At 72.9% G+C, this 14,305-nt stretch carries 13 protein-coding genes; 7 read left to right on the forward strand and 6 right to left on the reverse strand.

Annotated elements, in window-relative coordinates:
- Positions 1-8: 8 nt before the first annotated feature.
- Positions 9-1,442 carry an FAD-dependent oxidoreductase gene (locus ACOWU6_RS06550; RefSeq protein WP_421075154.1) on the forward strand — a complete coding sequence of 478 codons (1,434 nt, stop codon included), beginning with the start codon at positions 9-11 and terminating at the stop codon, positions 1,440-1,442.
- 7 nt (positions 1,443-1,449) lie between these two features.
- On the opposite strand, the gene ACOWU6_RS06555 is transcribed toward ACOWU6_RS06550, so the two are convergent.
- From ACOWU6_RS06555 to ACOWU6_RS06580, 6 genes are all read right to left on the reverse strand, one after another.
- Positions 1,450-3,198, reverse strand: a complete 1,749-nt coding sequence (locus tag ACOWU6_RS06555) for a glycoside hydrolase family 35 protein (protein ID WP_421075155.1) — start codon at positions 3,196-3,198, stop codon at positions 1,450-1,452.
- Positions 3,199-3,283: 85 nt separating this feature from the next.
- Positions 3,284-3,931 (reverse strand): Pr6Pr family membrane protein, encoded by a 648-nt coding sequence (locus ACOWU6_RS06560; RefSeq protein ID WP_421075156.1) that lies wholly within the window; start codon positions 3,929-3,931, stop codon positions 3,284-3,286.
- Between the two features lie 52 nt (positions 3,932-3,983).
- A complete protein-coding gene (locus tag ACOWU6_RS06565) occupies positions 3,984-4,931 on the reverse strand; it encodes a LysR family transcriptional regulator (protein WP_271172964.1) in 948 nt (315 codons plus the stop codon).
- Between the two features lie 109 nt (positions 4,932-5,040).
- Positions 5,041-6,225 (reverse strand): acetyl-CoA C-acetyltransferase, encoded by a 1,185-nt coding sequence (locus tag ACOWU6_RS06570; RefSeq protein WP_282978797.1) that lies wholly within the window; start codon positions 6,223-6,225, stop codon positions 5,041-5,043.
- On the reverse strand, positions 6,222-6,872 hold the full coding sequence (locus tag ACOWU6_RS06575) for a CoA transferase subunit B (RefSeq protein ID WP_271172962.1): 651 nt from the start codon (positions 6,870-6,872) through the stop codon (positions 6,222-6,224). The genes ACOWU6_RS06570 and ACOWU6_RS06575 overlap by 4 nt, the downstream gene beginning before the upstream one ends.
- A 1-nt stretch (position 6,873) precedes the next feature.
- On the reverse strand, positions 6,874-7,635 hold the full coding sequence (locus tag ACOWU6_RS06580; protein ID WP_271172961.1) for a CoA transferase subunit A: 762 nt from the start codon (positions 7,633-7,635) through the stop codon (positions 6,874-6,876).
- A 254-nt stretch (positions 7,636-7,889) separates the two neighbouring features.
- Between ACOWU6_RS06580 and ACOWU6_RS06585 the strand changes: the two genes are divergently transcribed.
- From ACOWU6_RS06585 to ACOWU6_RS06610, 6 genes are all read left to right on the forward strand, one after another.
- Positions 7,890-8,906 (forward strand): VOC family protein, encoded by a 1,017-nt coding sequence (locus ACOWU6_RS06585; RefSeq protein ID WP_421075157.1) that lies wholly within the window; start codon positions 7,890-7,892, stop codon positions 8,904-8,906.
- A gap of 85 nt (positions 8,907-8,991) precedes the next feature.
- Entirely contained in the window at positions 8,992-9,972 is a 981-nt protein-coding gene (locus ACOWU6_RS06590; RefSeq protein ID WP_421075158.1) for a fumarylacetoacetate hydrolase family protein, read from the forward strand.
- Positions 9,969-10,961 (forward strand): cyclase family protein, encoded by a 993-nt coding sequence (locus tag ACOWU6_RS06595; protein ID WP_421075159.1) that lies wholly within the window; start codon positions 9,969-9,971, stop codon positions 10,959-10,961. Before ACOWU6_RS06590 ends, ACOWU6_RS06595 begins: the two co-directional genes overlap by 4 nt.
- 59 nt (positions 10,962-11,020) lie before the next feature.
- Entirely contained in the window at positions 11,021-12,154 is a 1,134-nt protein-coding gene (locus tag ACOWU6_RS06600) for an FAD-dependent monooxygenase (protein ID WP_421075160.1), read from the forward strand.
- The gene (locus ACOWU6_RS06605; RefSeq protein ID WP_421075161.1) at positions 12,151-13,191 is read left to right on the forward strand and encodes an amidohydrolase family protein; all 1,041 of its coding nucleotides are present in this window, start codon (positions 12,151-12,153) and stop codon (positions 13,189-13,191) included. The genes ACOWU6_RS06600 and ACOWU6_RS06605 overlap by 4 nt, the downstream gene beginning before the upstream one ends.
- Positions 13,188-14,138, forward strand: a complete 951-nt coding sequence (locus ACOWU6_RS06610) for a fumarylacetoacetate hydrolase family protein (protein ID WP_421075162.1) — start codon at positions 13,188-13,190, stop codon at positions 14,136-14,138. The genes ACOWU6_RS06605 and ACOWU6_RS06610 overlap by 4 nt, the downstream gene beginning before the upstream one ends.
- Positions 14,139-14,305 lie beyond the last annotated feature (167 nt).

The raw sequence follows: 14,305 nt of genomic DNA on the forward strand, positions 1-14,305 counted from the left end.
GCGACACGATGAGGATCACGCGCCGCACCCTGCTCGTCGGCGCCGGCACGGGCGCCGTCGCGATGCTTCTCGCGTCGTGCACGGGCGATCCGCAGCCGGGGCCGTCGACGCCTGCGCCGTCGACGCCGGCGCCGATCCCGACGCCGTCGAACGGCGTGCCGGTGCCCTCCGCCTGGCTGCGCAGCACGTGGTCGGCCGACCCGTACGCCCGCGGAGCGCGCAGCTTCATCGCGGTCGGCGCGACGCCGCAGCACCGGGAGGCGCTCGCGCAGCCGGTCGGCGACCGGGTGTTCTTCGCGGGCGAGGCGACCGACGCCGAGCAGCCGGCGACGGTCATGGGCGCGCACCGCTCGGGCTCCCGGGCGGCCGACGAGGTGCTCGCGGTCGCCGGCCCGGGGGAGCGCCTCGCGGTCGTGGGAGCGGGCATCGCCGGCGCGGTCGCGGCGCGCGCGCTCGCCGACGCCGGTCACGACGTCACGGTGTTCGAGGCGCGCGACCGCGTGGGCGGGCGCCTCCACTCGGTGCCCGACGACCCGTGGCCGATCCCGGCCCAGCTCGGCGCGTGGACCTTCGGAGACGACGACGAGGCGTTCCTCGGGCGCCTGCGGCTGCTCGGGATCCCCGACATCGACCTCGACACGGCCACCGGATGGTCGGAGCAGGGCGAGACGGCGACGCTCGCGTTCGACGCGGTGCGCGAGGCGGTCGAACGCGGCAGCGCGGGCGCCGCGGACGTGCCGCTTGAGGCCGCACTGCTCGCGACGGGCGCCGACCTCGACGATCCGGCGCTCGCCGCGTCGCTCGCCTGGCTCGCGGCGACGACGGGCGCGAGTGCGGCCGATGCGTCGTGCTGGTTCCCGCCGCTGCTGCCCGCCGACACGCTGCGCGCGGCGGCGGGCGATCTCGCCGGCCTCGTCGAGGGGCCGCTCGATGACATCCAGGTGACGCTCTCGTCGCCCGTCGTCCGCATCGCGCACGACGACCGCGGCGTGAGCCTGCGCCTCGCGACGGGCGAGGCCCTGTCGTACGACCGGGTCGTCGTCACGGTGCCGCTCGGCGTGCTCAAGCACCAGGGGATCGAGTTCTCGCCCGAGCTGCCGGCCGCTCAGCGGGGAGCCGTGGCGGCGCTCGGGATGGGCGCGATCGAGACCGTGTGGCTCCGCTTCGAGGAGCGATTCTGGGCGACGGACGCCGCGATCTGGCACCTCGTCGGCGGGACGGGCGCCATCCGCACCTGGTTCAATCTCGCGCCCGCGACCGGCGAGCCCGTGCTCGTCGGCCTCGTGGGCGGCGACGAGGCCGAGGCGTTCGCGGCGCTCGACGACGGCGACGCGCAGTCCGCTGCTCTCGAGTCGCTCGGGTTCTTCGCGCCGGCGTCGCCCACGCCCGAGCCGACCACGCCCGAGCCGACGCCGCCCGAGCCGTCTCCGTCCGCGGGGTAGCGCGGTCTCAGAGCTCGGTGTGGCCGAGGTCGGGCTGCGCGACGAACCGCGCGACCGCCTCGCCCGCGTGCAGCTCGAGCACGGCGATCCGGTTGCGCGTCTCGCGCACGACCGGGCCGGGCACGTACATCGTGCGCTGCGGGCCCCTCGACCAGAACCGGCCGAGGCAGAACCCGTTCACCCACACGACGCCCTTGCCCCATCCGGATGTGTCGAGCAGCAGGTCGCGGCCCGCGGGCGCGTCGAACATCCCGAACGCGACGCCGGGGCCCGCGTGCGCGGCGGATCCGTGTGCGCTCGCGCGGTCGGCCAGCTCGTCGAGGCGCTCCCACGTGAGCGGTGCCGCCTCCCACGCGTCGATCGGCGCGCCGTCGAGCGTCGCGGGACCGATGAGCCCCGTGGGCTCGCCGAGGCGCGGGCCGTAGTTCACCCGCCCCTGGTCCTCGACGAGCAGCTCGAGCACGCCGCCGTGGGGCAGCGCGATGCGCCGCTCGCCGTGATCGCGGCTGAGGACCCCGACCGGCTTCCGGTCGAGGAAGACCTGGGCGCGATCACGGACCTGGTCGAAAGCGAGCACGCCCGGCGCCTCGATCGGGCGCGTGGCGCGGTACAGCGTGAACCCGCCGAAGTGGTCGAGCTCGTCGATCGTCGGCAGGTGATCGACCGAGGTCTCCGCGCCGAGCAGCTCGAGACCATCCCACAGCGAGAGCGCGCGGTCGAGCGCGACGTCGAAGACGGGCGCGTCGGGCCGGACGGCCGCTGGCTCCTCGTCGGGGACCGGCGCGTACTTCGCGATGACGTCGCGGAACGCGCGGTACTTCGCGGTCGGGTGGCCCGTCTCGTCGAGCGGCGCGTCGTAGTCGTAGCTCGTGACGATGGGGATGTACCGCCCCTTGTCGTTCGCTCCGTTCGTGAATCCGAAGTTCGTGCCGCCGTGGAACATGTAGATGTTCACCGAGGCGCCCGCCGCGAGCAGGTCGTCGAGCTCGCGGGCCGAGTCCTCCGCCGAGGTCGTGTGGTGGTGCTCGCCCCAGCTGTCGAACCATCCGCACCAGAACTCCGAGCACATGAGCGGCCCCGTGGGCTGGTGACGGCGCAGCGTGGCGAGCCGCTCGGTCGCCCGCGAGCCGAACGAGCCGGTGCGGTGCAGGTCGGGCAGGCCGCCCGCGGCGAGCATCTCGTCGGTGGGCTGGTCGACGGTCGTGAGCGGCACGGTGATCCCGATCGCGCGCGTGAGGTCGGCGACCTCGCGCAGATAGGCCGCATCGTCGCCGAACGCGCCGTACTCGTTCTCGACCTGCATGAGGATGATCGGACCGCCCGCGTCGATCTGCCGCGGCACGAGCACGGGCGCGATCTGCGCGTAGTACTCGCGCACGGCGTCGAGGTACCGGGGCTCGGAGCGGCGCACCCCGGCGCCGTCGCGGAAGAGCCACGCCGGCAGGCCGCCGTTGTCCCACTCGGCGCAGATGTACGGCCCCGGTCGCACGATCGCGTGCATGCCCTCGGCCGCGACGTCGTCGAGGAAGCGGCCGAGGTCGAGGCCCCCGTCGAGGCGGAACTCACCGCGACGCGGCGCGTGCGCGTTCCACGCGATGTACGTCTCGATCGTGTTCAGCCCCATGGCCCGCGCCTTGCGGATGCGGTCGCGCCACTGATCGGGGTGCACGCGGAAGTAGTGCAGCGCGCCCGCGAGCACGCGGAACGGCTCTCCGTCGAGCAGGAAGTCGTGCTCCCCGATCGCGAACCGGCTCATCGGGGGTCCTCCTCGTCGATCGCGCCGCCGACATCCGTCATCGGGGGCGAACTCCGAGCGTATCGAGCGGATGGCCCTGCGCGCGTCAGGGGCGCCCGTCCGCGTCGCGGATGGTCGGCCGGATGCGGCTCATCAGCACGAGCCCCGATGCCACGCCCGCGAAGATCGCGAGTGCGATCGCGCACGTGACCGCGAACTCCGCGAAGCCCGACACCTGCCGCAGGTCGAGGAAGTAGTACGGGAACCATCCGACGATCGCGCCGCGCCACATCGTGAAGCCGCCCCACACGAGCGGGTACACGAGCACGAACGGCACGACGCGCCAGGACGCCGCGCGGCGGCCGGGCCCGAAGAGCCACGCGAGGATGGTCCAGATCGGGAGCACGAAGTGCAGCACGACGTCCGACCAGGGCACGTCGATCCGGATGCCGCGCAGCCCCGCCTGCCAGACGATGAGCGCGAAGGCCAGACCGGCCGTGATCGTCCAGCTGAGGATGAGGGCGCGCGCCGTGGTCAGCCAGGGTGGGTCCTCGTCGTGTCGGAGGGCGATCACCCCGGCGATCGTCGCGAGCACCGTGAAGGCGATGTTCGACTGGATCGTGAGGTAGGCGAGGAAGTTCTCGCCGGCGATCGTCTGCGAGCTGAGGCCCCAGGCGAGCCGGTGGACGAGCGCGACCAGGCACAGGGCCGCCGCCGCCAGGCGAGACCAGCCGAAAGCCGTCCGTGCCGTCACCCTCGCGTCGTCCTCCCGCTGCGGCGCGGCGTGCGCGCGCCACGGCCCGAGTCTACGGAAGCCGCTTCGGGTCGGCGCGCGCGCCGAGCTCGGCGGCGGCGTCGACGAAGAGCTCGCGCATCCACTGGTGCTCGGGGTCGCGGTCGTGCACGGGATGCCACCACATGGCGTTCAGCACGGGCGTCGCGTCGAACGGGAGCGCGAACGTGCGCACCGCCGCCGAGCGCTCCACGATCGGCGCGAGCGCCGACTGCACGATGCCGAGCCGGTCGGTGCCCTCGACGAAGTGGCCGAGGGCGAGGAAGCTCTCGACGACCGCCTCGACGCGGGGTTCGATGCCGAGCTGCTGCAGCTGGCGGCTCGCCGATGTGAACGCCTCGCGCGACTGGTAGGTGAACACCCACGGGCGCTCGGCGAGGTCCTTCATCGTGGCCTGCGAGCCGATGCGCGCGTCGTCGGCGCTCGCGATGCCGACCCAGTCGTCCTGCCACAGATCGGCGTACGGCAGGTCGGTGAGGAAGCCGTGCGGGATGAGCATGGCGTCGGCGGCGCGCAGGCGCGTGGCGGCGTCCTCGACGATGGTCTGGTTGTGGAGCATGAACCGGAAGCGCACGCCCGGCGCCCGCTCGCGGGCGATGCGGCTCACCGTCCGCCCGACCGTCGCGAAGCCGTAGTCCGAACCGAAGATCGCGAACTCGCGCGTGGACTGCTCGGGGTTCCACGCGGCCTGGCTCTCGAAGACCCGACGCGCGGCCTCGAGCGCCGTCGTCGTGTGCTCGGTCAGGCGCATCGCGAGCGGCGTGAGCTCGTACGCGTTGCCGCGCCGCGCCAGGATCGGGTCGTCGAAGTGCGCGCGGAGCCGCGAGAGCGACGCGCTCAGCGCGGGCTGGCTCAGGTGGAGGCGCTCGGCGGCGCGCGTCACGCTGCGCTCGGTGAGCAGCGCGTCGAGCGAGACGAGCAGGTTCAGGTCGAGTCGTGAGAGCAGCGGCTGATCGGGCACGGCGGCGTGGTCCTCGGGTCGGGTCCGCTCGGCGATGAGCGTACCCGGATCGTATCACCGCCGTCGATCACCGGCGCCATCACCATAGCGCCGGTCGATAACGCCTCGATCACGCCGTGAGGACGAGGGCGTCGCCCTGGCCTCCTCCACCGCACAGGGCGACCACGGCGGTCCCTCCGCCGCGGCGCGCGAGCTCGTGGGCGGCGTGCACGACGAGGCGGTTGCCGGAGGCGCCGATCGGGTGCCCGATCGCGATCCCGCCGCCGTGGATGTTCACGATGTCGGACGACAGGCCGAGCTCGCGTGCCGAGTGCGCGACGACGGCGCCGAACGCCTCGTTGATCTCCACGAGATCGAGGTCGGCGACGTCGATACCCTGCTTCTCGAGGGCACGGCGGATGGCCGCGGCCGGCTGCGCCTGGAGGGAGTTGTCGGGGCCCGCGGTCTGGCCCGATGCTCCGATCGTCGCGAGCGCGCGCCATCCCTCGCGCTCGGCCCGCTCGCGCGTCGTCACGACCACGGCCGACGCGCCGTCGGAGATCTGCGACGAGTTGCCGGCCGTGATGCTCCCGCCCTCGGCAAACGCGGGGCGCAGCCGCGCGAGGGTCTCGACCGTCGTGTCGGGGCGGATCCCCTCGTCCCGCGTCACGACGACGGGCTCGCCCCGACGCTGCGGGATCTCGACGGGCACGATCTCGTCGTCGAAGACCCCTGCCTCTGCCGCCGCGGCGGCACGCTGATGCGACAGCGCGGCGACCTCGTCCTGCGCCGCGCGCTCGACCCCGTAGCGCGGGTTGTGGTTCTCGGTCGAGAGCCCCATGCTCACGCCGTCGTACGCGTCGGTGAGTCCGTCGTGCGCCATGTGGTCGAGCACCTCGACCGAGCCGTAGGTCCAGCCCGTGCGCGACCCCATGAGCAGATGCGGGGCGCGCGACATCGACTCCATGCCGGCCGCGACGACGACCTCGGCGTCGCCGACGGCGATCATCCGCGCGGCGTCGATCACGGCCGTCAGCCCCGAGAGGCAGACCTTGTTCACGGAGTGCGACGGGACGTCCCAGCCGATGCCCGCGCCGACCGCGGCTTGGCGGGCGGCGTTCTGGCCCGATCCGGCCGCGAGCACCTGGCCCACGATGACGGCGTCGACCGCGCCGGGCGCGATGCCCCCGCGCTCGAGTGCGCCGCGGATGGCCGCGCTGCCGAGCTGCGGAGCGGTCAGCGACGAGAGCTGCCCGCTCAGCCGCCCCTGCGGGGTCCGGGCTGCGGCGACGATGAGGATGTCCTGCGGGTTCATGCTGCCTCCTCCTCGAGGGCGACGATCAGGGCCGGCTGGGTGGCCGCGACGACCTCGTCGAGAGTCACGTCCGGCGCGAGCTCGCGGAGGACGAGCCCGTCCGCGGTCACGTCGATGACGGCGAGGTCGGTGATGATCCGGTCGACGACGCCCCGCCCCGTGAGCGGGAGCGAGCACGCGTCGACGATCTTGGGTGACCCGTCCTTGGCGACGTGCTCCATGAGGACGATGACGCGGCCGGCGCCGTGCACGAGATCCATCGCGCCGCCGGGGCCCTTGACCATCTTGCCGGGGATCATCCAGTTCGCGAGGTCGCCCGACGCCGACACCTGCATGGCGCCGAGGATGGCCGCGTCGATCTTGCCGCCGCGGATCATCCCGAAGCTCAGGCTCGAGTCGAAGAAGGCCGCGCCCGGGAGCGTCGTGACGGTCTCCTTGCCCGCGTTGATGAGATCGGGATCGACGGCGTCCTCGGCCGGGTAGGGCCCGACCCCCAGGATGCCGTTCTCGGACTGGAGCACGAGCGTCACGCCGTCGGGCACGAAGTTCGGGACGAGCGTGGGAAGACCGATGCCGAGGTTCACGTACTCGCCGTCGTGGAGCTCGCGCGCGGCGCGCGCGGCCATCTGGAAGCGGGTGAGTGCCATGTCAGTTCCCCTCGGTCGCGACGGTGCGCTTCTCGATGCGCTTCTCGATGTCGGTGCCCACCTCGACGACCCGGTGCACGAACACGCCGGGCAGGTGCACGGCGTCGGGGTCGAGGGCGCCGGGCTCGACGAGCTCCTCGACCTGCGCGATGCACACGCGGCCCGCCATCGCGGCGAGCGGGTTGAAGTTGCGGGCCGCCTTGCGGAAGACGAGGTTGCCGTGTCGGTCGCCCTTCCAGGCGTGGACGAGCGCGAAGTCGGTCGTGATGGCCTCCTCGAGCACGTACTCGCGCTCGCCGAAGGTGCGGACGTCCTTCGCGGGCGAGGCGACCGCGACCGAGCCGTCGGCGGCGTACCGGCGCGGCAGGCCGCCGTCGGCCACCTGCGTGCCCACGCCCGTCTGCGTGTAGAACGCCGCGATCCCCGCGCCGCCCGCCCGCAGCTTCTCCGCGAGCGTGCCCTGCGGGGTGAGCTCGAGCTCGAGCTCGCCGGAGAGGAACTGCCGCTCGAACTCCCTGTTCTCGCCGACGTACGACGAGGTCATCTTGCGGATGCGGCGAGCGCCGAGGAGCACGCCGAGCCCCCAGTCGTCGACGCCGCAGTTGTTCGACACGATCGAGAGGTCGGTGGTCCCCTGCGCGAGCAGGGCCTCGATGAGGGCGATGGGGTTGCCCGAGAGCCCGAAGCCGCCGACCGCGATGCTCGCGCCATCCGGGATGTCGGCGACCGCCTCGGCCGCCGTCGGGATCTGCTTGTCGATCACGTCGTGTCACTCCCTCGTCCACCGTCGCGCGCGGCGCCTTCGCCGCTGTCGTCCCTTCGAATCTAGCGCGCGGCGGGGGAGCGGGAGGGGGCGACATCAGCGATCCGAATGCCGGTCATCGGCCGCGCTGAAGAGCGCGCACGCGGTCCACCGAGTCATAAATCAGAGTGATGCCGAGGATCGAAGAATTCGGGTTCCCTGATAGTCCCGACGGCCGGAGAGTGGATGCAGACCTACCCGAGAAGGGATCGAAGATGATCAAACTGCTTTCGCATCTGTCCTACGTCGCCATCACGACGCCCGACGTCGAGGCGTCGGTGAAGTTCTACGAGGAGCAGGTCGGCCTGCAGGTCGTCGACCGCATCGACGGCGCCGTCTACCTGCGCTGCTGGGGCGACTACTACCGCTACAGCGTCGTCGTCGTCCCGGGCGACGAGCCCGCGCTCGAGACCGCCGCATGGCGCACGACGAGCCCCGAGGCGCTCGAGGAGGCCGTCCGCCGGCTCGAGGCCGAGGGCGTCGATGGCGAGTGGTTCGAGGGGCACGCGATCGGCCGCGCCTACCGGTTCGTCGGCCCGCAGGGGCACCGCATGACGCTGCACTGGGACGTCGAGCACTACGTCTCGGGCGCAGACCAGGCGTCGATCTACCCCGACCGCCCGGCGCGCCGCTCGTCTCACGCGGGCGCCCCGCGCCAGCTCGACCACGTCACGATCGCGGCGCGCGACGTCGACGCGTTCGTCGAGTGGTACGTGCGCGTCCTCGGCTTCCGCTTCATGGCGCGCACCGTGCTCGACGAGGCGCCCATCTCGGTGTTCAGCGTGCTGACGACCAACGAGAAGTCGCACGACCTCGGCGTCGTGCTCGACGGCTCCGACCGCGGCGGCCGCATCAACCACTACGCCTTCTGGGTCGACACCCGCGAGGAGCTGCTCATCGCCGCCGACGTGCTCATGGAGAACGGCACGCCGATCGAGTACGGCCCCAACATCCACGGCATCGGCGAGCAGACGTTCCTCTACTACCGCGAGCCCTCGAGCCTGCGCATCGAGCTCAACACGGGCGGTTACCGCAACTACGTGCCGGACTGGGAGGCGAACACGTGGCGCCCCTCGCAGGGCTCGAACAACTTCTACCGCAACGGCGCGATGCCGATGTCGATGACCGAGTCGTTCCCGCCCGCGAACGGCCCGTCCGCCACCGAGGAGGGCGTGCCCGACGAGATCAAGGAAGCCCTGCTCAACCCCTACGCCGTCCAGGGCCGGGGCTGACGCCGACGGAACGCGGGTCGCGCACGCGACCCGCGTTCCCGCGTCCCCAGGGCCGGACTCCGGCCATCCGCTTCATGATGAGGAGATGACGATGACGTCGCACCCGCGGCTCGACAACCGCTTCGCGCTCGCGCGCTACCGTGACGGCGCGGAGGTGCGCCTCGGCCTCGTGGCCGGGGATCGCATCCGGCCCGTGGGGCCCGATGAGCTCGGCGCCCCCGACCTCAACGCGTTCCTCGCGGACGCCTTCGCCGGCTGGGAGCGGATGGCCGCGCTCGCCGAGACCGACGGCCCATGGCGGCCGCTGGACGACGTCGTGCTCACGGCGCCGGTCGAGCCGCGCCAGGTGCTGCAGACGGGGGCGAACTACCGTCAGCACGTCATCGAGCTCGTCGCGGCGGGGCTCACGAACAACACCGACCGCACGCCCGAGGAGGCGCGCGCGTTCGCGGCCGACATGATGGACGAGCGCGCGGCGAGCGGCGAGCCGTACTTCTTCATCGGCCTGCCCGCGTGCGTCGTGGGCGACGACGTGCCGCTCGCGCTGCCGCCCTACAGCGAGGTGCACGACTGGGAGCTCGAGCTCGCCGTCGTCATCGGCCGCGAGGCGTTCCGCGTCTCGCGGGAAGACGCGATGGAGCACGTCGCGGGCTATACGATCGTCAACGACATCACGACGCGCGACCTCGTGTTCCGCAAGGACATGAAGGAGATCGGCACCGACTGGTACCGGTCGAAGAACGCGCCCGGCTTCCTGCCGACCGGGCCGTTCCTCGTGCCGGCCGGCCTCGTCGACGAGAAGGACGCGCGCGTGCGCCTCGAGCTCAACGGGCAGACGATGCAGGACTCCTCGACGAGCGATCTCCTCTTCGACATCCCCGCGCTCATCTCGGCGGCGAGCCAGACGATGCCGCTGCTCCCGGGCGACCTGCTCCTCACGGGCAGCCCCGCAGGCAACGGCCAGCACTGGAAGAGGTTCCTGCGCGACGGCGACGTCATGACCGGGGCGATCTCGGGCCTGGGTGCCCAGGTCGTGCGCTGCGTCGCCGAGGGGACCGCGCGATGACGCCCACCGAGGATCCGCAGGAGCTCGACCGCGCCGACCCCGCCGGCCACATCGCGGCGGCGGCCGAGGCGTACCGGAACTGGGGGCGCTGGGGCGAGGACGACGTCGTCGGCACGCTGAACTTCATCGACGACGCCAAGCGGCGGACGGCCGCCGGCCTCGTGCAGGACGGCCTCGTCGTCTCGCTCGCGCAGTCGTTCGACATGGACGGACCGCAGAAGGGATGGCGGCGCCGCACGAACCCCGTGCACACGATGCTCGACACCGGCACCGACGCCGAGCGCGGTGCCCAGGGCTTCCCGCACGGGATCGGGGGCGCCGACGACGTGATCGCGATGCCGCTGCAGTGCTCGACGCAGTGGGACGGCCTCGGTCACATCTTCGACCGCGGCTTCGCGTGGAACGGGCGCCGCGCGGGCGATGTCGTCACGAGCGACGGCGACCTCGTCACGGGCATCGAGCACACGGCCGACCGGCTCGTGAGCCGCGGGGTGCTGCTCGACCTGGGGGCGTTCCTGCGACCCGAGACGGGCGAGCTCGAGGACGGCTACGCGATCACGGCCGCCGAGCTCGACGCGTGCATCGCCGCGCAGGGCCCGACGAGCGGCGTGGGCCGCGGCGACATCGTGCTCGTGCGCACCGGCCGGCTCGCACGCGCGCGGCGCGAGGGCTGGGGAGACTACGCGGGCGGCCCCTCGGCGGGGCTGTCGTTCACGACGGCCGGATGGCTGCACCGCTCGGAGATCGCGGCGATCGCGACCGACACGTGGGGCTTCGAGGTGCGCCCGAACGAGTTCGACGCGGCCTTCCAGCCCCTGCACCAGGTCGTCATCCCCAACATGGGGCTCACGGTCGGCGAGATGTGGGATCTCGACCGGCTGGCCGACGCGTGCCGGGAACGGGGACGATGGGAGTTCCTGCTCACCGCGGCGACGATCCCGATCACGGGCGCGGTCGGGTCGCCGGTCAACCCGCTCGCGATCCTCTGACCATCCGACATCCGCGGGCCATCCGCATCAGACACATCCGAGAACGAGGAGGTTCTTCCATGACCGCAGTGACGAAGGTCGCGATCGCCGGGTGCGGCGCCGCCAGCCTGGCCGCCGCGATCCCGCTCGCCGAGGCCGGCGTCTCCGTCGACGTGTACGAGCTCAAGCCCGAGCTGTCGACGCTCGGCTCCGGGATCACGCTGCAGGGCAATGCGCTGCGCGCTCTCGGCCGCCTGGGGGTGTGGGAGCAGGCCGCAGCCCAGGGCTACCCGTTCGAGGGGCTCACCCTGCGCGCGCCCGGCCCGGACGCGCCCGTCATCGCCGAGCTTCCCGAGGTGAAGACCGGCGGCCCCGACTTCCCCGCCTGCATGGGCATGTACCGGCCCGACCTCGCGCGCATCCTCGTCGAGCGCGCCGAGTCGCTCGGCGTGCGCGTGCACTACGGCGCGAAGGTCACCGGCGTGCGCGAGACCGAGGGCGGGGTGCTCGTCGACGTCGGCGGCGCGCCCGTCGGCGAGTACGACCTGCTCATCGGGGCCGACGGCATCCACTCGACCGTGCGCGAGCTGATCGGCATCGAGACCCAGCCCGAGCACACGGGCATGGGCATCTGGCGCGCCTTCGTCCCGCGGCCGGCCGAGGTCACGCAGAGCCAGCTGTACTACGGCGGCCCCGCGTACATCGCCGGCTACACGCCCACCGGCGAGGACACGATGTACGCGTTCCTCGTCGAGGACGCGCAGGATCGCTTCGGCGTCGCCCCGGCGGAGGCCGTGGAGATCATGAAGGGGCTCTCGGCGGCCTACGGCGGCCCGTGGAACGCCATCCGCGAGAGCCTGTCCGAGTCGAGCCGCATCAACTACACGTGGTTCACGGCGCACATCCTCGACGGCGCGTGGAACCGCGGCCGCACGGTCGTCATCGGCGACGCGGCGCACAGCTGCCCGCCCACGGTCGCCCAGGGCGCCGCGCAGGCGATGGAGGACGGCATCGTGCTCGCGGAGCTCCTCATCGCCGCCGACGCCGTGGACCAGGGCCTCTGGGACGCGTTCCACGCCCGCCGCGTGCCGCGTGCGACCGCGGTCGTCGAGGCGTCGGTGCAGCTCGGACGCTGGCAGCTCGAGCACAACCGCGACGCCGACGCCGCCGGCCTCATCTTCGGCGTCGCGCAGCAGATGGCGCAGCCCGCATGAGCGGCGCGATCGACGTCCACGCGCACCTCCTTCTGCCCGCACTGCAGGAGGAGGTCGCGCGCCGCGACCCCGACGGCTTCGCGGCCGCGAACGCGCTCGACGCGCGCCGCAACGGGCCGGAGAGCCTGGCCGCATCCGGCCGCATGGTCGGCGCGCGCATCCCTCTGCTCACCGACCCGGCCGCGCGCATCGCCGCCATGGACGAGCAGGGGGTCGCGCAGCAGTGGGTGAGCCCGTCGCCGAACCACTTCCATCCGTGGGCCGACGAGGAGCTCGGCGTGTGGATCGCGAAGGAGGCGAACCGGCAGATCGCGGCGCACGTCGCGACCGCCCCCGACCGCCTCCGCGGGCTCGGCACCGTGCCGCTGCAGCACCCGTCGCGTCTCGTCGAGTGCCTCGACGACGCGGTTCTCGCACACGGGCTGCTCGGGGTCGAGATCTCCTCGTTCGCGGGAGACGTCGAGCTGTCGGACGAGCGGCTCGAGCCGTTCTGGGCCCGCGCCGCCGAGCTCGGCGCGATCGTGTTCCTGCACCCGTTCGGATGCTCGCTCGACGAGCGCCTCGACCGGTTCTACCTCTCGAACACCGTGGGGCAGCCGACCGAGAACGCCGTCGCGCTCTCGCACCTCATCTTCGCGGGCGTGCTCGACCGCCATCCGGAGCTGCGGATCGTGGCCGCGCACGGCGGGGGGTACCTGCCGACGGTGATCGGCCGCTCGGATCGCGCGTGGGCGGTACGTCCCGAGGCGCGGGGCTGCGCCGAGCCGCCGTCGACGTACCTGCGCCGGCTCTGGTTCGACACGGTCGTGCACGACGAGCGCACTCTGCGCGCGCTCGTCGAGGTCGCGGGGGCCGACCGCGTCGTGCTCGGCAGCGACTTCCCGTTCGACATGGGGCTCGACGACCCCGTCGGGTTCGTGCAGGGGGCGGGGCTCGCGGATGCCGATGCCGTGCTCTTCCGCACGTCGGCCGCGCTCGCCGCGGGCGTGCACGGGGCGGATGCCGCGAGCGCTCCGGTCGCGGAGGCGCGGGCATGAGGATCGGGCGGTGGACACGCGCCGGCCGCGAGGAGGACGGCTTCATCGAGGACGCGGGGGTCATCCCGTTCCCCGACGCGCTCACGGTGGGCGACGTGCTCGCCGCGGGCCTCGGGGCGCTCCCCGCGCTTCGCGAGCGCGCGGGTCATCCGGTCGCGCCCCTTGCCGACGTGACGCTGCGCGCGCCGCTGTTACCGGCATCCGTGCGGGACTTCGTCGCGTTCGAGGAGCACGTCGAGGGGGTCAGCGCGTCGGTCGACGGCAAGAGCGAGGTCGTGCCCGAGTGGTACCAGGCGCCGACGTTCTACTTCACGAACCCGCACACGATCGCCGGTCCCGGCGAGACGATCGCCCCGCCCGAGACGCAGCGGCTCGACTTCGAGCTCGAGGTCGCCGCGGTGCTCGGCGGCGCAGGTGCGAACCTCTCGCCGGCCGAGGCGGACGCCGTGATCTTCGGCTACACGATCATGAACGACTGGTCGGCCCGCGACCTGCAGTCGCGGGAGATGAAGGTGCGCCTCGGGCCGTGCAAGGGCAAGGACTTCGCCACGAGCCTCGGGCCGTGGATCGTCACGGCCGACGAGCTCGAGCGCTTCCGCGACGAGGACGGCTTCCTCGCCCTGCGCGCCGAGGTATCCGTCAACGGCGAGCGATACGGCGAGGATCTCGTGTCGAACATGGGATGGCCGTTCGCCGAGCTCGTCGCGTACGCCTCGCGCAATGCGCGCGTCGTCCCGGGGGATGTGCTCGGCTCGGGCACCGTCGGCAACGGCGGCTGCCTCGGCGAGCTCTGGGGGCGCGGCCGCACCCTGCCGCCGCTGCGCGAGGGCGACGAGGTGCGGATGACGGTCGAGGGCATCGGCGAGCTCGTCGGGCACGTCGGCGCCCCCGTCCCGGCCCCGCCGATCCCGCCCGCGCGTCCTCGGTCGCGAGCCCGGGCGCGCTGAGGGGCGCGGCCGGTCGCGTGTTCGCCGCGTTTCGCGGCGAACAGGCGCGTGATCGCCGCGAAACGGGGTGAGCCTCCTCGACCCTTGCCGCGTCTCGCGGCGATCCGGGCGCTCATCGCCGCGTTCTGCGGCGACCGAGGGGGATCGGCGTCCCGGGTTCCGCCCCC

The organism is Microbacterium sp. SA156 (assembly GCF_049065455.1).
GTDB lineage: Bacteria > Actinomycetota > Actinomycetes > Actinomycetales > Microbacteriaceae > Microbacterium > Microbacterium barkeri.